Annotated in this window: 16 protein-coding genes; 10 read left to right on the top strand and 6 right to left on the bottom strand. The window is 70.1% G+C overall.

All coding sequences use genetic code 11. The features are described from left to right. Positions 1 to 7 precede the first annotated feature (7 nt). The gene (locus G3T37_RS03450) at positions 8 to 616 is read right to left on the bottom strand and encodes a hypothetical protein (RefSeq protein WP_163472058.1); all 609 of its coding nucleotides are present in this window, start codon (positions 614 to 616) and stop codon (positions 8 to 10) included. Between the two features lie 38 nt (positions 617 to 654). Here G3T37_RS03450 and G3T37_RS03445 point away from each other — a divergent pair, with 38 nt between their 5' ends. Then, on the top strand, positions 655 to 1923 hold the full coding sequence (locus G3T37_RS03445; RefSeq protein WP_163472057.1) for an MFS transporter: 1269 nt from the start codon (positions 655 to 657) through the stop codon (positions 1921 to 1923). Here G3T37_RS03445 and G3T37_RS03440 read toward each other — a convergent pair. After that, positions 1895 to 2821 carry an ROK family protein gene (locus G3T37_RS03440; RefSeq protein ID WP_163472056.1) on the bottom strand — a complete coding sequence of 309 codons (927 nt, stop codon included), beginning with the start codon at positions 2819 to 2821 and terminating at the stop codon, positions 1895 to 1897. The two genes, G3T37_RS03445 and G3T37_RS03440, sit on opposite strands and share 29 nt — an antisense overlap. Positions 2822 to 2891: 70 nt before the next feature. Here G3T37_RS03440 and G3T37_RS03435 point away from each other — a divergent pair, with 70 nt between their 5' ends. The 9 genes from G3T37_RS03435 to G3T37_RS03395 all read left to right on the top strand — a co-directional run bounded on the left by G3T37_RS03435 (position 2892) and on the right by G3T37_RS03395 (position 13394). Beyond that, positions 2892 to 3386 (top strand): SRPBCC domain-containing protein, encoded by a 495-nt coding sequence (locus G3T37_RS03435; protein WP_163472055.1) that lies wholly within the window; start codon positions 2892 to 2894, stop codon positions 3384 to 3386. Positions 3387 to 3515: 129 nt separating this feature from the next. Next, positions 3516 to 4508 (top strand): deoxyribose-phosphate aldolase, encoded by a 993-nt coding sequence (deoC, locus tag G3T37_RS03430; protein WP_163472570.1) that lies wholly within the window; start codon positions 3516 to 3518, stop codon positions 4506 to 4508. A gap of 2 nt (positions 4509 to 4510) precedes the next feature. Then, positions 4511 to 6013, top strand: a complete 1503-nt coding sequence (locus G3T37_RS03425) for an aldehyde dehydrogenase family protein (RefSeq protein WP_163472054.1) — start codon at positions 4511 to 4513, stop codon at positions 6011 to 6013. Next, positions 6010 to 6867 (top strand): aldehyde dehydrogenase family protein, encoded by an 858-nt coding sequence (locus G3T37_RS03420; RefSeq protein WP_163472053.1) that lies wholly within the window; start codon positions 6010 to 6012, stop codon positions 6865 to 6867. Before G3T37_RS03425 ends, G3T37_RS03420 begins: the two co-directional genes overlap by 4 nt. A gap of 56 nt (positions 6868 to 6923) precedes the next feature. Further along, complete coding sequence (locus G3T37_RS03415; RefSeq protein WP_163472052.1) at positions 6924 to 8411, top strand: SDR family oxidoreductase; 1488 nt, start codon at positions 6924 to 6926, stop codon at positions 8409 to 8411. Between the two features lie 23 nt (positions 8412 to 8434). Next, on the top strand, positions 8435 to 9025 hold the full coding sequence (locus G3T37_RS03410; protein WP_163472051.1) for a GDSL-type esterase/lipase family protein: 591 nt from the start codon (positions 8435 to 8437) through the stop codon (positions 9023 to 9025). A 48-nt stretch (positions 9026 to 9073) separates the two neighbouring features. Continuing rightward, the gene (locus G3T37_RS03405; protein ID WP_163472050.1) at positions 9074 to 9454 is read left to right on the top strand and encodes a DUF6804 family protein; all 381 of its coding nucleotides are present in this window, start codon (positions 9074 to 9076) and stop codon (positions 9452 to 9454) included. A gap of 176 nt (positions 9455 to 9630) precedes the next feature. Beyond that, complete coding sequence (locus G3T37_RS03400; protein WP_163472049.1) at positions 9631 to 11790, top strand: DEAD/DEAH box helicase; 2160 nt, start codon at positions 9631 to 9633, stop codon at positions 11788 to 11790. Next, positions 11787 to 13394 (top strand): stealth family protein, encoded by a 1608-nt coding sequence (locus tag G3T37_RS03395; RefSeq protein ID WP_163472048.1) that lies wholly within the window; start codon positions 11787 to 11789, stop codon positions 13392 to 13394. Before G3T37_RS03400 ends, G3T37_RS03395 begins: the two co-directional genes overlap by 4 nt. Here G3T37_RS03395 and G3T37_RS03390 read toward each other — a convergent pair. The 4 genes from G3T37_RS03390 to G3T37_RS03375 all read right to left on the bottom strand — a co-directional run bounded on the left by G3T37_RS03390 (position 13363) and on the right by G3T37_RS03375 (position 18036). Continuing rightward, positions 13363 to 14301: a metallophosphoesterase gene (locus tag G3T37_RS03390; protein ID WP_163472047.1), complete on the bottom strand. Its 939-nt coding sequence runs from the start codon at positions 14299 to 14301 to the stop codon at positions 13363 to 13365. The two genes, G3T37_RS03395 and G3T37_RS03390, sit on opposite strands and share 32 nt — an antisense overlap. 195 nt (positions 14302 to 14496) lie before the next feature. Continuing rightward, positions 14497 to 14895 carry a TraR/DksA family transcriptional regulator gene (locus G3T37_RS03385; RefSeq protein WP_163472046.1) on the bottom strand — a complete coding sequence of 133 codons (399 nt, stop codon included), beginning with the start codon at positions 14893 to 14895 and terminating at the stop codon, positions 14497 to 14499. Positions 14896 to 14956: 61 nt separating this feature from the next. Further along, the gene (locus G3T37_RS03380; RefSeq protein ID WP_338401167.1) at positions 14957 to 16327 is read right to left on the bottom strand and encodes a maltokinase N-terminal cap-like domain-containing protein; all 1371 of its coding nucleotides are present in this window, start codon (positions 16325 to 16327) and stop codon (positions 14957 to 14959) included. Positions 16328 to 16563: 236 nt separating this feature from the next. Then, the gene (locus tag G3T37_RS03375) at positions 16564 to 18036 is read right to left on the bottom strand and encodes a DUF2510 domain-containing protein (protein WP_163472045.1); all 1473 of its coding nucleotides are present in this window, start codon (positions 18034 to 18036) and stop codon (positions 16564 to 16566) included. Positions 18037 to 18095: the final 59 nt, after the last annotated feature.

The raw sequence follows: 18095 nt of genomic DNA, 5'->3' as shown, positions 1-18095 counted from the left end.
GGCGTCGTCAGTCGGCCGCGCGACGCCCGTACAGGAACAGGATGATCGCCTCCGCGGTGCCCACGAGCTCCTGACCGTGCCCGATCCGCCAGCCGTGATCGCTCGCGACGAGGGTGCGCGCCCGTGCCACCGCGCGCACCTCGAACGGTCCGGCGAGCGAGCGGGCGAGCGCCACCGCACCCGTGACCGCGGGACCTACCTCGATCGGCGTGTGGAGGGCCGCCGCGATCTCCCAGCCGTCGACGAGCGTGCGTCCGAGCAGGCCCACGGCGGTGCGCGGATGACCACTCAGCCGCGTCGTCGCACGGTCCCGCAGCGCCTCCGCCAGCCGCGCACCCGACTCGTCCGCAACATCTGCGGGCGCGCTCCCCGGGGCAGTGCGTCGGCGCCACCACGGGCCGCGGTCGATCTCGACGAGGAGCGCGCGGGCGACCGCCTCGACGGTCGGCGAGCCGGGGGCGTCGGTGCGGATCTCGCGAACCGTGTCGCCCGCCGCGTCGACGCTGTCGGCGATCTGCAGCAGCAGCTCGCCGAGCGGTCGCGCCCAGTTGCTCGACACCGTCGCCTCGTCGCCGGCCGGACGGCGGCTGAGCGGAAGGTAGTCGGAGAGGTCCATGGCGATCCCTTCACTGTAGCCCTGCCTAGGATGGGACCGTGCCCGCCGACCGATCCGCCCCGGCCGCGGAATCTCCCAGCCCCGCGCCCCTGTGGGCAGGCCGCACCGCGGCTCTCCTGGGGATCCTGCTCGTCGCGCTGAACCTGCGGACCGCGGTCGCCGCGATCTCGCCGATCGTCACGCAGATCTCGGCCGACGTGCCGCTCGGGGCGCTCCTCGTCGGGGTCATCGGCTCGGCGCCGCCCGTGATCTTCTCGCTGAGCGGGGTGGTCGGGCCCTGGGTCGCGCGGCGTCTCGGGCTGGAGCGCGGACTCCTCGTGTCGGTGCTCGCGATGATCGCGGGCGATGCGGCGCGCGTGCTCGCGACCGACGCGGCGGTGCTGGTGGCCGGCACCGGCGTGATCTTCGCGGGCGTCGGGGTGACGAACATCCTGCTGCCGCCCCTCGTCAAGCGCTACTTCCCCGACCGGATCGGGCTCGTGACCACTCTCTACACGACCCTGATGTCGGTCAGCACCGCGCTCCCGGCACTCGCGGCCGCGCCCGTGAGCGACGCCGCGGGCTGGCGCGTCTCGCTCCTCGTGTGGCTCGTGCTGGTCATTCCCGCGGCACTGCCGTGGGCCGCTCTGGTCGTGCGCCGCTCTCGCGGGGCGCAGGGCGATGCCGCCGCGAGCTCCGTCGAGCACGCCGGCCTGCGCGTGTGGCGGTCCAGTGTCGCCTGGGGGATCGCGGGGGTGTTCGCGCTCGCGGGGCTCAACGCCTACGCGCTGTTCGCCTGGCTGCCGAGCATCCTCGTGGAGCGCTCGCAGGTCTCGCCGGCCGTCGCGGGCAGTCTGCTCGCCCTGTTCGCGATCATGGGGTTCCCCGCCGCGCTCGTGGTGCCGATCCTGGCCGAGCGGATGCGCTCGGTCGCGCCACTCGTCTTCACCGGGGTCGCACTGCTCGTCGTGGGTCACTTGGGACTCATCCTGCTGCCCACGCGGGGCATCGTGCTGTGGGTGGTGCTGGGCGGCCTCGGTCCGCTGCTCTTCCCGCTCGCCCTCGTGCTCATCAACGCCCGCACGCGCACCCACGCCGGTTCCGTCGCCCTCAGCGGCTTCGTGCAGTCGATCGGTTACCTGATCGCGGCGCTCGGTCCGTTCCTCGTCGGAGCGCTGCACCAGGCGACGGGGGAGTGGATCACGCCGCTCGTCGTGCTCCTGGTGCTGAGCGCTCTCGGCGTGGTGCCCGCGATCCTGGTGGCGCGCCCCCGCTTCGTGGAGGACGAGCTCGCGGGCGTCAGCCCAGCAGTTCCGGCTGGTGGATGAGCGCTGCCGCGCCGATGAGCGGACCGTCGCCCGAGAGGCCCGACGGCACCACGCGCACCTTGGCGACGAACGGGAACGCCGCGCGCTCCTGGATGGTCTCGCGGATGATCGTGAACAGGTCCGGCGTGACGTGCGAGAACCCGCCTCCGATCGCGACGACGTCGAGGTCGTCGACCGCGGTCGTCGAGCCGATCGCCTGGCCGATCGCCCGCCCCGCGCGCCGCACCGCGGCGATCGCGATCGGGTCACCCGCCGCGTAGGCGGTGGCGATGTCTTCGCCGGTGGTCCCGGCGAAACCCTGCTGCTGCGCCCACTCCACCGTCCGCGGTCCGGAGGCGACGGCCTCCACGCAGCCGATGCCGCCGCACTTGCAGCGCACGTCGAAGCCGCCGACCTCGACGTGCCCGATGTGCCCCGCGTTACCGGTGGGACCGGGCACCGTGAGCCCGTTCAGAATGAGGCCGCCGCCCACGCCGGTGGAGACGATCATGCCCATGACGTTCGACTCGCCCTGCGCGGCGCCGACCCAGTGCTCGGCGAGCGTGATGCACAGACCATCCATGCGCAAGACGGCGGGGAGTCCGGGCAGGTGCGACCGCACCTGGTCGAGCAGGGGATACTCGCGCCACGCGGCGACGTTGAGCGGGCTGATGCGACCAGCGGCCACGTTGATCGGCCCCGCGCTGCCGATGCCGGCGCCGAGAAGTTCCACACCGTCCGGGCGGGCGGCGAGTGCCGCGGTCACGACCTCGTCGACCGCCGCGGCGAGTGCCTCTGAGCTCGCGGTCGGGCCGGTGGGCGAACGGAATCGCGACCCGGGAAGGACGACGCCGGCGTCGTCGACGAGGGCTGCTTCAACTTTCGTGCCACCGAAATCGACGGCCAGGGCGAGACTCATGCCACCCAGAGTAGTGGAGCCGCGCGCCCCCTCTCGCCCCCGCGCGGGGGCGTCGGCCTACACTGGCCCTGTGCCCCTGGAGGAGCTGCGATTCAGTCGCGAATACCCGTTCCCACGGTCCATCGTCTGGGATGCGCTCACCGACGAGACCCTCGTCGAGGGCTGGCTCGCCCGAGCACGGATCGACGCGCGTGTCGGCGGTGACTACGTGCTGGACTGGTACGGCGACTCGGCGGTGCGCCACACGGTGGGGGAGATCGAGCGGCTGGACGCGCCGGGGGTGCTGGTCATCCGGACCGATGGCATCGGGGTGCTCCGCTTCGGCCTCACCGCGCTGCCCGCCCTCGCCCCGGCGGAACCCCGACGCACCCGGCTCGACCTGACGCTCGAGGTCGAGCTCGAACCCCGACTGAGCGCGACGACCGTCGCCTGGTGGCGCACCAACCTGGAGGCGCTCGCGGAGCTGCTGCGTGGCCGGCCCGTGAGCTGGGCGAACTGGGAGGCGGAGTGGGGCGGGATCTGGCGCGCGTTCCGAGACGAGGCGCGTGCACAGCCACGCCGCTGAGCCAATGGGCATAGGCTCGTTTGGTCGCGGGCGAGCACACCCCGCCCCGACGCCGTGCACAACCAGGGAGTACTCGTGACCAGCGCCACCGCGCCCACCGCATCAGTAACGACCGCCGACGCGCCGACCGTGCTCGCTCCGGCCGAACGCGCCATCCAGACCATCGGCGGAGACCTCACCGAGAAGAGCCTGCGCCTGCACCTCGAGGGACTGCCCGGCGTCGACGCCGTGGGCCTCGAGGCTCGCGCCGCCGGGCTCGGCACACGCTCGATCAAGACCAGCTCCAAGGCGTGGGCACTCGACACGATCATCCGGATGATCGACCTCACGACCCTCGAGGGCGCCGACACCCCCGGCAAGGTGCGCTCGCTCGTCGCGAAGGCCCTCACGCCCGACGCCACGGACCCGACGACACCCCGGGTCGCGGCCGTGTGCGTGTACGGCGACATGGTCCCTGACGCCGTCCGCGCTCTGGGCGCCGCGCACTCGGCCGGCCGCGACGACGGGGTGAACGTCGCCGCGGTCGCGACCGCGTTCCCCAGTGGCCGAGCGTCGCTCGCCGTCAAGCTCGCCGACACGCGTGAGGCGGTCGCCGCGGGGGCCGACGAGATCGACATGGTGATCGACCGCGGCGCGTTCCTCTCGGGTCGGGTCGGGCTCGTGTTCGACCAGATCGTCGCGGTCAAGGAGGCGTGCCGCCGCGCGGACGGCAGCTACGCGCACCTGAAGGTGATCCTCGAGACCGGGGAGCTGAACACCTACGACAACGTGCGCCGGGCATCCTGGCTCGCGATCCTCGCGGGCGGCGACTTCATCAAGACCTCGACCGGCAAGGTCGCCCCCGCCGCCACGCTGCCGGTCACCCTCCTGATGCTGGAGGTGGTGCGCGACTGGTATCGCCTCACCGGGGAGCGCATCGGCGTGAAGCCGGCGGGCGGGATCCGCACCTCGAAAGACGCGATCAAGTACCTCGTCACCGTCGCCGAGACCGCGGGGGAGGAGTGGCTCACGCCGTCGCTCTTCCGCTTCGGCGCGTCGAGCCTGCTCAATGACGTGCTGCTCCAGCGGCAGAAGCTGACGACCGGCCACTACAGCGGCCCCGACTACGTAACGGTGGACTGACCATGACCGCACCCGACCGCTTCCTCGACTACGCTCCCGCGCCCGAGTCGACCTCGATCCTCCACCTCCGCGACTCCTACGGCCTCTTCATCGACGGGGAGTTCACCGAGGGGCACGGCACCCCGTTCGCGACGATCTCACCCGCGACCGAGAAGCACATCGCTCAGGTCGCGAACGCGAACGCGCATGACGTCGACCTCGCCGTCGCCGCGGCGCGTCGCGCCTACGAGCGCAGCTGGTCGCGGATGTCCGGCGCAGACCGCGGCAAGTACCTGTTCCGCATCGCGCGGCTCGTGCAGGAGCGCGCGCGGGAACTCGCCGTCGCGGAAAGCCTCGACAACGGGAAGCCGATCAAGGAGTCCCGCGATGTGGACGTGCCCCTCGTCGCCGCCTGGTTCTTCTACTACGCCGGCTGGGCCGACAAGCTGGACTACGCCGGGCTCGGCGCGAACCCGCGGGCGCTCGGGGTGGCTGCGCAGGTCATCCCGTGGAACTTCCCGCTCCTCATGCTCGCCTGGAAGATCGCCCCCGCGCTCGCCGCGGGGAACACGGTCGTGATCAAGCCCGCGGAGACGACGCCGCTGTCCGCGCTGATTTTCGCGGAGATCCTGCAGCAGGCGGAGCTTCCCGCGGGAGTGGTGAACATCGTCACGGGCGCGGGCGATACGGGCGCGGCGCTCGTGAATCACACCGACGTCGACAAGGTGGCGTTCACGGGATCGACGGCCGTCGGTCGCGCGATCGCCCGCTCGACGGCGGGAACGGGCAAGAAGCTCACCCTCGAGCTCGGCGGGAAGGCGGCGAACATCGTCTTCGATGACGCGCCGCTCGACCAGGCGATCGAGGGGATCGTGAACGGCATCTTCTTCAACCAGGGGCATGTCTGCTGCGCGGGCTCGCGCCTGCTGGTGCAGGAGAACATCCACGACGAGGTCGTCGACCGGCTGAAGGCCCGCCTCTCTACGCTGCGACTCGGCGACCCGCTCGACAAGAACACCGACATCGGTGCGATCAACTCGCGCGAGCAGCTCGAGCGAATCCGCCGGCTCAGCGACGTGGGCGAGGCGGAGGGGGCCGAGCGGTGGACGGCACCGTGCGCGATTCCCGAGGCCGGGTTCTGGTTCGCGCCCACGATCTTCACGGGCGTCACGACGAGTTCGACGATCGCGCGCGAAGAGATCTTCGGTCCGGTGCTCTCGGTGCTCACCTTCCGCACCCCGGCGGAGGCGATCGCCAAGGCCAACAACACGCCCTACGGGCTCTCGGCCGGCATCTGGAGCGACAAGGGGTCGCGCATCCTCGCGGTCGCCGACTCGCTCCGTGCCGGCGTGATCTGGGCCAACACCTTCAATCGTTTCGATCCGGCCTCCCCGTTCGGCGGGTACAAGGAGTCCGGCTACGGCCGCGAGGGCGGGCGACACGGTCTCGCCGCCTACCTCGCGTCCGCCCCGCTCGAGCCCGCGCGCGTCGCGGCTCCCACCGCGAGAAAGCAGCTCAAGAAATGACCCGCCTCACCGTTCCCAAGACCTACAAGCTCTACATCGGCGGCGCGTTCCCGCGCAGCGAGAGCGGTCGCAGCTACGAGGTCGTGAGTCCGTCGGGCGCCTTCCTGGCGAATGCCGCTCTCGCCAGTCGAAAGGATGCCCGTGACGCAGTCGTCGCGGCACGCGCGGCCGTCGGCCGCTGGTCGGCCGCCACGGGGTACAACCGCGGCCAGGTGCTGTATCGCATCGCCGAGCTCCTCGACGGTCGTCGCGCCCAGTTCGTGGACGAGCTCTCCCGCTCCGAGGGGATCTCGACCGCCGCCGCCGGAGCGCAGGTCGACGCCGCGGTCGACGTCTGGGTGTGGTACGCGGGCTGGGCCGACAAGTACGTGCAGGTGGCGGGCAACGCCAATGCGGTCAGCGGCCCGTATTTCAACATCTCGGTGCCCGAGCCGACCGGCGTCGTCGCGATCGTGGCGCCCCAGGATGCCGGTGGCCTCCTCGGTCTCGTGAGCGTCGTCGCTCCGGCTCTGGTCGCCGGCAATACCGTCGTGGTCGTCGCCAACGAGCGGGCGCCCCTGTCGGCGATCACGCTCGCCGAGGTGCTCGCGACGAGCGATGTACCGGGCGGAGTGGTCAATGTTCTCACCGGTTCGCCGGCCGAACTCGCGCCCTGGCTCGCGAGCCACGCCGACGTGAACGCCCTCGATCTGGCAGGAGCGGAGCGGCTGGAGTGGGTCGATCTGCAGATCGCCGCGGCCGAGACGCTCATGCGGGTGCTGCCGCCGGTGACCGGGATCCCGGGGCCGTCGCTCGAGCGCATCCTCGCCTTCACCGAGACCAAGACGGTCTGGCACACCAAGTCGCTCCTGTAGCACCGTCGGCATCGCCACCTGAACGGATTCACAGACGGTGTGCCTAGGGTGGGCGCATGCGGATACTCGTCACGGGTGCAACGGGATACATCGGCGGGCGGCTCGTGCCGCGATTGCTCGAGGCGGGCCACGAGGTTCGCGTGCTCGCTCGAGATCCACGCCGGCTGTCGGGCGTTCCCTGGTCGGATCGCGTCGACGTCGTGCTCGGTGACCTCACCGATCCCGTGTCGGTGCGCGCGGCCGTCAGCGACATCGACGTGGTCTACTACCTCGTGCACGCGATGGCGAGCGGCGGGGATTTCGAGAAGACGGAGTCGACCGCCGCTCATGTCGTCGCCGAGGCGGCGGTGCGCGCCGGCGTGTCCCGAATCGTCTACCTGGGCGGCCTGCACCCCCGCAGCAATCGACTGAGTCCGCATCTTCGCAGCAGGGAGGCGGTCGGTCGCATCCTCATGCAGTCGGGCGTTCCGACCGCCGCCCTCCAGGCGGGCACCGTCATCGGCTCCGGCTCGGCGTCGTTCGAGATGATCCGCCACCTCACCGAGGTGCTGCCCTACATGCCGGCACCCAAGTGGGTGCGCAACTTCATCCAGCCCATCGCGGTGCGCGACGTGCTCTACTACCTGGTGAAAGCGGCCGAGCTGCCGGCGCAGGTGAACCGCACCTTCGACATCGGCGGTCCCGACGTGCTCCGCTACGGGCAGATGATGAACGGCTACGCGGTGGAGGCGGGGCTCCCGCAGCGCCCGATCGCGTCGTTGCCCGTGCTCACACCCTGGCTGGCCTCGCAGTGGGTCAACCTGGTCACGCCGATTCCGCGCTCGCTCGCCGTGCCCATCATCGCCTCCCTCCAATACGACTGCGTGATCAGCGAGAACGACATCGAGCAGTACATCCCGGCACCGGAGGGCGGTCTCACCGGCTATCGCACGGCGGTCCGGCTCGCCCTCGGCAAGATGCGCGCGGGCGAGGTCGAGACGAGCTGGCAGAACGCCTCGGTGGAGGGCGCCCCCAGCGACCCGCTTCCGAGCGACCCCGACTGGTCGGGTCACACCGTCTATCTGGATGAGCGCGAGCAGCATTCCGATGCCGACGTCGCCCAGCTCTGGAGCATCATCGAGGGCATCGGCGGCGAGAACGGCTGGTACTCGCTGCCCATCGCCTGGGCGGCGCGAGGCTGGATGGACAAGCTTGTCGGCGGGGTGGGACTCCGCCGCGGCCGACGCGATGCCAAGCGACTGGCGGTGGGGGATGCGCTCGACTTCTGGCGGGTCGAGAGGATCGACCGCGGTCGCTTCCTGCGCCTCCGCGCGGAGATGAAGCTGCCCGGCCTCGCCTGGCTGGAGCTGACCGCCTCACCGGATCCGGCCGGTGGCTCCCTCTATCGCCAGCGTGCCGTCTTCTTCCCCAAGGGTCTCGGTGGCCGCCTCTACTGGTTCGCGATCCTCCCGTTCCATGGGATCATCTTCGCGGGCATGGCCAGCCGTATCACGAGCAAGGCCACGGATGAAGCGGTGGAAGTCGCGGCACCGACGGGCGCATGATGGACGAGAGGCGAGGTGGACCGATGACTGATGACCGGGACGACGATGACCGCGAGACGATCGTGTTCGTGGGGGACAGCATCACCCACGGTGGTCGGTGGCAGGAGTGGTTCCCCGAGTTCGAGGTGCACGTCCAGGCCGCGCCGGGCGACACGACCGACCGGCTGAACGACCGTCTCGGCGCGATCGTCGAGCTCCAGCCGAACACCTTGGCGATCCTCATCGGTGCGAACGACTTCGGCCAGAACCGCTCCGTGGAGTACGTCGTCCGTTCGATCGAGTACTTCCTGGCGATGGTCCGACAGCAGGTGCCGGGGTGCCGCACGCTCGTCCAGTCGATCATGCCGCGCGGGCGCGAGTACGCGAACGACATCCGCGACGCCAACCGCCACCTCCGGCAGTACGCGCAGAACGTGCACGCGGGCTACCTCGATCTGTGGCCGGCGCTCGCCATGGACGACGGCGAGCTCAGCCCCGAGTACACGAACGACCGCCTGCACCTGACCGAAGCCGGGTACCAGGCGTGGCTCGCGGAGCTGCGCCCCGCGTTCGAGCGCCTGCACGACGCTCCACCCATGTCGCGACCGATCTCCATCATCCGCGACGCGGAGTGACGGCCGGCGCGCCCGGCACGTGTGCGGGGGCGCGATAGCCTTGGCTCGATGAGTTCCTACCCCACCCGGCAGTTCCGCCGCACCGCCCTCGCGCCGGGAATCCTCGGCGCGATCGTGCTTCTCGCCGGGCTCGCTCTGCTGAACACGAGCGCCTTCGTGTGGATCGAGTTCCCGGCGGCCATTCTCGCTCTCATCGTGTGCGTGTACGCCTGGCAGGCCCGGCAGTGGTGGTGGCTGCTGCCGCTCGGCGCCATCGCCGTGCTCTGGAATCCGGTGCTGCCGATCACCCTGCACGCGGACAAGCTCTGGCTCATCCTGCAGTACCTCGGGGCGATCGTGTTCATCGTCGCGGGCATCCTGATCAAGGTGCCGAACCCGGAGGACCGCAACCGCCGTTCGGGCGCGCCGGGGGCTCAGAAGCGCCGCTGATCGCGATTTCCCGTGCCGTGCGGGTAGAATGGGGCTAGCGCAGACCGGGACCACCACTCGCATCGTGAGTGGGTCTGGATTTCTGAGAAGGCGCCGTTCTCCCGGGCATCTGGCCCAGCGGGGTTCTCTCCACTTCAGCAACGCCCCGCTGGATCGCGGTGGCACAAGGAGGAGCATTGGCTTCTGGTCAGGCACAGTCCGGCCAACGACAGGCGCGCTCCCGTACCAACGGGAACGCGCGTGGCGGAGCGCAGCAGCGACGGCGCGCGCGCGGCGCCGACGATCAGGGGGTCATCCCCGTTCTCGCCCGCGCGGCGCGGGAGGTCGAGGCGGCCGTGCAGAAGGGACCGCTGAAGCCGAGCAATCGCGCCCGGTTCCAGGTCGCGGCGCTGCTGCTGCGCGAGGAGCGCGCGCGCGTCAAGACGGATGCGACCCTGAGCGAATCGGAGCGCGCCAACGAGCAGAAGAGGCTCGATGGTCTCGCAGGTATCCTCGCGAAGACCGCGGCACGCGACACCAGCCTCATCTCGCTGCTCGGTGACGAAGCGCCCGTGACCGCCGCGGCGAAGGCGCTGCGGCGTGATCTGCTCCTCGCCGCGGGAGTCGAGCTCTCGCCCGATGAGCTCATCATCACCACCGACCCGAAGCCGGTCGACACCGTCGCGCAGAAGCAGGTCGTGCCGCAGTCGGTGCGGCAGATGCAGATGTCGAACCCCTTCCTCGCTCCGGATTTCAGCGCCGTGCAGGCGAAACCCGCACGCGTCAATCGCTTGGCCAACTGGGAGCTCATCGAACCGCTGTTCCGGGCGTTCGAGTACGGCGCCGGCGGGGGAGCGGCCAGCATGGAGCTGCCCGAGGCGGTCGGACTCGGCACGCCGGGCAAACTGGAGCTCATGCGGCACCAGGCGCGCTTCGTCGAAGAAGTGCGGCACGGCCACCGCACCTTCCTGCTCGCCGACGAGCCGGGACTCGGCAAGACGGCGCAGGCGCTCCTCGCCGCCTCGGTGTCGCACTCCTACCCGCTTCTCGTCGTCGTACCCAACGTGGTCAAGACGAACTGGGCGCGCGAGGTGGCGCTGTGGACGCCGCAGCGCACCGCGACGGTGGTGCACGGCGACGGCAACGACGTGGACGCGTTCAGCGACGTGGTGATCGTCAACTACGAGGTGCTCGACCGCCACGTGGGCTGGCTGAGCCGATTCGGCTTCAAGGGCATGGTCGTCGACGAGGCGCACTTCATCAAGAACCTGAGTTCGCAGCGCTCGAAGCACGTGCTCGCGCTGAGTCGCAGCATCCGCGCGACGAGCCCGAAGGCCCTGTTCATCGCGCTGACCGGAACCCCGCTGATCAACCAGATCGACGACTTCCGTGCGATCTGGCAGTTCCTCGGCTGGATCGACGACAAGAAGCCGCTCGCTCCGCTCATGGACAAGCTGGAGGACACGGGCCTCACGCCCGCCGACTTCGGATTCTTCGCCGAGGCCCGCAAGGCGGTCATCGACATGGGGATCGTCCGGCGCAAGAAGGTGGATGTCGCGGCGGATATCCCGGCGCGACGCGTTGCCGACATCCCGGTCGAGCTCGATGACGACCTGGGGCGTTCGATTCGCGAAGCCGAGGCCGCCCTCACGGCCCGTCTCGTGGAGCGCTACCGCCGGCGCCTCGCGCTCCGGAAGTCGGAGGAGGAGTTCACCGAGTACGACCGGGATCGGCTCATCCGCGCGGTCGCGCACGAGGAACTCGAAGAGTCGAAGTCGGCGAAGACCGGCGAGAACGTCTTCACGATGGTGCGCAAGATCGGTCAGGCGAAAGCCACGCTCGCCGCGGACTACACGGCTCAACTGGCGCGGAACGTGGGCAAGGTCGTGTTCTTCGCCAAGCACATCGACGTGATGGATCAGGCCGAGGCCCACTTCGCCAAGGCGGGTGTCGGCTATGTCTCGATCCGAGGCGATCAGACCGCGAGGGCGCGGCAGTCCGCCATCGATGCCTTCGCGACCGACCCCGAGGTGCAGGTCGTCGTCGCCTCGCTCACCGCGGCCGGAGTCGGCCTCAACCTGCAGGCCGCATCGAACGTCGTGCTCGCCGAACTGAGCTGGACGAGCGCGGAGCAGACGCAGGCCATCGATCGCGTGCACCGCATCGGCCAGGAACTGCCGGTCACGGCCTGGCGGATCATCGCGGCGCAGACGATCGACTCCAAGATCGCCGAACTCATCGACTCGAAGGCCGGGCTCGCCGCCCGTGCCCTCGACGGCTCCGACGACGAGGTGGTGGCCGAGTCGAGCGTGCAGCTCGAGGCTCTCGTGAGCCTTCTCGCCGAGGCGGTTGCATGACGGCTGACTCGGTGGCGCGACGGCTCCGTCTCCTCGACACCCCGCCCGGCCGACGGGTCGCGGAACGCGATGACGTGGTCCTGCGCAAGGGTCGCTTCACGCTCGTGCACCACGGAGTCACTCCGCAGCGGGCCGCGCAGGAGGACTTCCTCGCCGTCGCAGACGCGTTGCGCTCCGCCGGGATCGAATTCCTCCTGGTCCATGACGACGCGGGCCGTCACATCCTCGCCGTCGACGCGGCCGAGCGTGACGCGGTGACCGCGGCTCTCGTGAGCGCTTTCGCGGCGGAGCCCTTCTACGCCAAGTCGGCGAAGGGCGGGACGGTGCTGGTGGCCGAGGGGGCGCTGGCCGCGGCGGGAGCGCCGCGCATCGTGACGCTGTATCGCCCGCGCGTCGATGCGTCCGGGCGTCTGCGCTACGGCTCGTCCCTCGGGGTCCGACTGGAGCTGTGGGAGTTCGGTGCCGACGAGATCGTCGCGCCCGCGCCGAACGCGATGATGCGCCAGTGGATGCCCCGCGAGGAGGCGATCGAGGCGACGACCGAGTTGTATGGTCGCGAGTGGCCGACGCTCGCGGGCATGTTCGAGCCGCTCGCCGGCGACATCACCTTCGACATCGACATCGTGTTCTCCTGGGTGGACGGTTCGTCGGCCGAGTTCCAGCGTGCTCGCGCCCAGCGTATGAAGAGCTACGTCGTCGGGGACGGCGACGACTCCGAGGCCCGCTACCGTCAACTCGACGAGTTGAAGTACGCCCTGCGGAGCGTCTATCTCTACGCCCCGTGGATCCGCCACATCTACATCGTGACCGACTCGCCCACCCCCGACTGGCTCGACGAGCACCCCGACGTCACGATCGTGCCGAGCAGCGCCTTCTTCCGCGATCCCGCCAACCTCCCGACGCACAATTCGCACGCGATCGAGGCTCAGCTGCAGCACATCGACGGGCTGAGCGAGCACTTCCTGTATTCCAACGACGACATGTTCTTCGCGAGGCCCGTGAACCCTGACATGTTCTTCTCACCGGGCGGGGTGACCAAGTTCATCGAGGCGCAGACCCGGATCGGCCTGGGGGAGAACAACCCGGCGCGGAGCGGGTTCGAGAACGCCGCACGGGTCAATCGCGCCCTGCTGCGTTCGCGCTTCGGGCGGGTCACCACGCGGCACCTCGAGCACGCGCCCACGCCCCTGCGGAAGAGCGTGCTCCTCGAGATGGAGAAGGAGTTCGCCGCTGAGTTCGATCGCACCGCGGCGAGCCCTTTCCGCTCGGCGACCGACATCTCGGTGACCAACTCGCTCTACCACTACTACGCGCTCATGACCGGTCGCGCCGTCGTTCAGACCAATGCCCGGGTCAAGTACGTCGAGACCACGCTGGCGGCATCCATCGACCAGATGGCGCGGCTGCTGCGGCGGCGCTCCGAGGACTTCTTCTGCCTCAACGACGGCAGCAAGCCCGAGATCTCGGTCGAGACGCGACAGAGGGCGGTGCTCGAGTTCCTCAACCGCTACTTCCCGATTCCGGCGCCGTGGGAAACCCAGGAGTCGATTGACGAGTCGGGCAGCGACGCGGTCAGTGCAGAACGGGAATCGGCATCGTCATAGGCGGTTCGGGTGCCACCGGCGCGCTGACCCGTGCGGGGATGACCACCCCTGCCTCGGCGAGTCGACGCCGTGTCTCGGCCGCGTCCACGTAGTCCAGGGTGGCGTAGTCGCCGACCGGAACGACCGAGTGCAGCACCGTGTCCGCATAGACGTGCACGAGGTTGAACGCGCGTGCGCCATCCTGCGGCCTCGTGCCGCCCACGGGAACGGTGAGGTCCTGGGTGTAGCACGTGGCCGATGCGACCGACACCGGGATGCCGGCGAACAGTCCGGTCGAGGAGTAATGCAGGTGGCCCGCCAGTATCGTGCGCACATCGCTGCCCTCGACGACCTCGGCGAGGGCGCCCTGGTCGCGCAATTCGACGAGGGTGGCGAGATCGAGCACGCTGGGAAGCGGCGGGTGATGCATCGCCAGGATGGTGCCGTGCGGAGCGCGAACCGACAGCTCTTCGGCGAGCCAGTCGAGCTGCGCGCCGGTGATCTCGCCGTAGTGGTGGCCAGGAACCGTCGTGTCGAGGGTGATGAGGCGAAGTCCGCCCAGATCGTAGACGCGATCCACCGGATTCGCCGTGGGGATCTCACCGAACAGGGTGGCGCGGAAGGCGCGACGATCGTCGTGATTGCCCATGACCCAGATCACCCGAGCACCGAGGCGCGCGGCGGCGGGCTCCACGATGCTGCGCAGTGTGCGATACGCCTCGGCTTCGCCCTTGTCGGCGAGATCGCCGGTCACGACGATCGCCTCCGGTCGGCCCTCCGAGCGCTCCAGCTCGTCGAAGAGCTCGCGCAGGTGCTGGGCGCTGTCGACGGAATCGTAGAGCTCGCGGTCACCACCCAGCAGGTGAGTGTCGCTGAGATGAAGCAGGAAGTGGTCCGGCCGAGGGTACTCGGCGATGCGGAGGGTCACGGTTCTTCGATTCGTGTGCGGTAGGGATTCGGCCTAGTTACCTTACACACCACAGTCGACCACCGCGAGGTAAACGTTAGCTGTCCGCCACGCGGCGCAGCGCCTAACTCCTCACCGGATCGGGCCGGATCCGCACCCCCCGTCGGGCTGCGCCGGCGGGTCTGCGCCACGCCGCGCGCGGCGGGCGGGGGTCGTTCAGCGAAGCCGACCGGCGCAGGAGATGCACAGCGGCGACTGCGGTCGTGCCTGCAGGCGACCGAGAGCGATCTCCCCGGTGCACGAGGTGCAGCGGCCGTAGCGTCCCTCATCCATCCGCAGCAGGGCGCCGTCGATGTCACGGAGGTGCTGGCGGGCCTGCGAAAGCATCGCCTCGGACTGAGAGCGCTCGAACGCCAGGGTCGGACCCTCCGGGTCGTGCTCGTCATCGGTCGAGGTATCGCGGCGGGCCGAGACGAAGGCGTCCATCTCGCCGATCAGCTGGGTGATCACCCCGTCGGTCCGCTCGCGGTCCGACACCAGGTGAACGCGCAGGGCGGTGAGCTGGCGGGCGGTGAGGGAGGTGGTCGTCGTGGCGCGTTCAGCGATCCCGGTCATGCAGCAAGTAGATCGGCCGCGCGAGGGCTGGTCAAACCCTTGCGGTAGGACAACTAGTACGCTACCGCCCACTCCGCTCGGCCAGTCGTCGAATGGCTGCGGTGGGGATATCGATCCACGAGGGACGGTTGCGGGCCTCGTACACCACCTCATAGAGCGCCTTGTCGATTTCGAAGGCATCGAGCAGCGCCCGATTCTGCCGGATATCGCGACCGGATGCCTCGATGTACCCGTCGACGAAGGCGTGCCGGGCGGCGGACGCCCAGTCGTGCGCGGTGACCGCACCCGCGGTCTCGAGCAGCACCGAGCCGGCCGCGTAGTCGAAGGAACGCAGCATCCCGGCGACGTCTCTCAGCGTCACATCGGGTTCGGATCGCTCGGCCATGGGCCGCAGCGGTTCCCCCTCGAAGTCCACGAGTACGAAGGAATCGCCGGGGATCGAGAGCACCTGTCCCAGGTGGTAGTCGCCGTGGATGCGCTGCAACCGTGGCCATTCCGCCTCACGGGCCGCCTCGAAGACGGTATCGATCTCGTCGTGCAGCTCGCGCAGTGCGGGCACCTCGTGGCACGCACCATTCAGGCGGGCGCGCATGCTCTCCAGAATGGAATCGATGTCCGCGCGCTGGGCCTCGCGCGTCGGCAGGGCGGTGGCGAGCGTGGCGTGCACCTCCGCGGTGGCTCGGCCGAGGGCGTGAGCCTCGGCCGAGAAATCGATCAGCCGGTGCGCCGCGCGAAGTGCGATGCGCCACGCATCCTCCGCACCCGGCAGGAACTCCTGGGCGAAGAGGAGGTGGCCGCGGGCGAGTCCGCCCGGAAGTGATGGCGCGGGCCATTCACCGGAGACGTACCCGATCGACCTCGGTACCAGCGTCGACCCGGTCGCCGCGATCGCGGACTGCAGCACCACGTCGGGATTGCCACCGTGGTGCAGCGCGCGAAACACCTTCATGATGACGGGTGCGCCGTCGTCGACGCGGCAGATGATCGAGGTGTTGGACTGCTCCCCGGTCAGCACCGCGCTGCTGGCGACCGTGACATGGCCGGCGCCCGGTTGGCGATGACCGCGCGCGTGCCCCGCTGGTCGCTCGTGCAGGATCAGGTCGAGGATCGTGGCCGCGTAGGCCGGGTCGTGGGGCGCGTCGTAGAGGTACCGGCCCTCGACCACGGCGATCGGGGCGAGGGTGCCCAGAGGGTGCGCGCGCTCGGTGAGCGGAACCTGGTACAGCGTGGATCCGCCGTCCGAGTGATCTAGAAGGTAGTGGGTCGAGATCACCACCTCGTCATCGCCCGCCTGCCACCCGCCGATGCGCTCGAGGACCGGCTCGGAGCCCTTGCCGCCGTACCAGCGCTGCTGCGCGACCCACTCGCCCAGCTCATGGGGCAGTCGCACGGGGGGCGACGTGGAGTCGGTCGGGGGCGAGTCGGGAGTCACGTTTCGAGCGTACGCCGCGGCGGCGTTCGCGGGGGGAAAAGCCCCCCGATCGGGGGCGACCCGCTTTGGGGACAGCGGGGTGTTTGACTCGCCCGCTAGATTCGTTTCAGCACCACAGGGGGATACTCGGGTGCGGCGGCTCAGCGATTGCTCACCGATCGACCCACGGGGGTAGGTCTTTCGGATCTGGGGTAATTTTCGCGAGTTTGGGTCGCCGCCCCGGCCCGTGGTCCGCGTCAGCCCGGGAAGCCGGGGATGAGCGCCTTGCCGGTCAGCAGGCCGTAGCCGACTATTCCGACGAACGAGACGATCACGGCGACGAACCACCCGACGAGTGGGCCGACCGAGCTGACACCGTTGCTGCGCAGCGAGGAGTTGCGCATGAGCAGGTAGATCGGGGCCGTCAGCACCGACCAGGTCCAGGCCGCGGGATTCTCGAAACCACGCGCTTCAAGCTGTCGACGATCGACGAGCGCGAGAATCAGCACGAGGATGTACGGGATCGCGGCCGCCGCCTGCGGGAGCCCGGACAGGAAGTCGATGCCGGTGGTCGCGAGCAGATAGCCGACGGCTCCGGCCGCCAACAGCGGGCTGATCGCGATGATCCAGGCGCTCGCGGTCGCGGCGCTCGGGCGCGATGCCTCCTGACTGCGTGACCGAGTCTCGCTCGGCGCGATGCCCCAGTCCTGCGCAGCGGGCGGCGCGGGAACCGAGGGCACACTCGCCAGCGGGTCGCCCGCGGGGTACGGGCTCGGCTCGGCGGGAGGCACCGAGACACCGAACGACGGCGGCGGCACATCGGTGAACGTCGGGTGCGGGGAGGCGGCCTCGGCTGCCATGAGGCTCTGCACCGCGGCGAATCCGCCGTCGTTGATCGGTTCTGCGAGGGGAGCCTGAGGCGCCGGCGCGCCCGGCGTGGCGAAGGCGGAGGGGTCGGCGATCGGAACCACGGGTTCGGCGGGCGGCGTCGATTCCGCGGCGGGCGCGGTCAGCTCCTCGGCGGGCACGACGGGCTCACTCGGCGCAGCGGCAGGCTCGACGGCGACGGGGGGCTCGACGACGGCGGGCTCCAGGGCGACGGCGGGCTCCACGACGGGCGCGGTCTGTTCCGGCGCCGGAACCGTGACGGCCGCGGGGGCGGGGCCAGTGCCCGCGGCAGCGGCGGCCGCGGCAGCGCGCAGCGATCGGCGCGACGGCAGCGCCCCGGGATCAAGGGGTGCGGCCGCAATGGGTTCCGCGGGGTCCGACGGCGTCAGCGGCTCGGCGTCCGCACGGGTCTGCGCGGAGTCCGGCAGGAGTCCGAAGAACGAGACCGGAGCGGGCTCGGGAAGCTGCTCCGCGCTGGCATCAGCGGCGGACTCCGGGGCGATCTCCGGCGCAGCGTCGGCCGCGGTGACAGACTCATCCTGACCGGCAGACCCTGCGGCAGCCTCGGGTGCGGACTCGATCGACGTCGCAGTGACAGCCTCGGGCACGGACTCGGCCACCGGTTCTCCAGCGGTCTCGGGCACGGAATCCGGAGCGTCCGCGGCGAGCGACGGCGACTCGGTCGCGGTTTCGTCCGCTGCTCCGGTCGCGACGGCGTCCGGGGGAGTCACCGGGGCGACGTGGTCCGTCCACCCTTCGCCGCTCCACCAACGCAGCTGAGCGGGGTTCTGCGGATCCGCGTACCAACCGGCGGGGACTGCAGAAGCAGGAGTGTCTGGCAAAAGGACGCACCGCCTTTGAGGTTGTCTGCGGTCCGCGGGCCGTGCGGCACGCGGCGTGG

The organism is Galbitalea soli, from assembly GCF_010686725.1.
GTDB lineage: Bacteria > Actinomycetota > Actinomycetes > Actinomycetales > Microbacteriaceae > Galbitalea > Galbitalea soli.
Note: the sequence above shows the minus strand (reverse complement) of the source record. Positions and strands in the feature narration are given on the sequence as shown.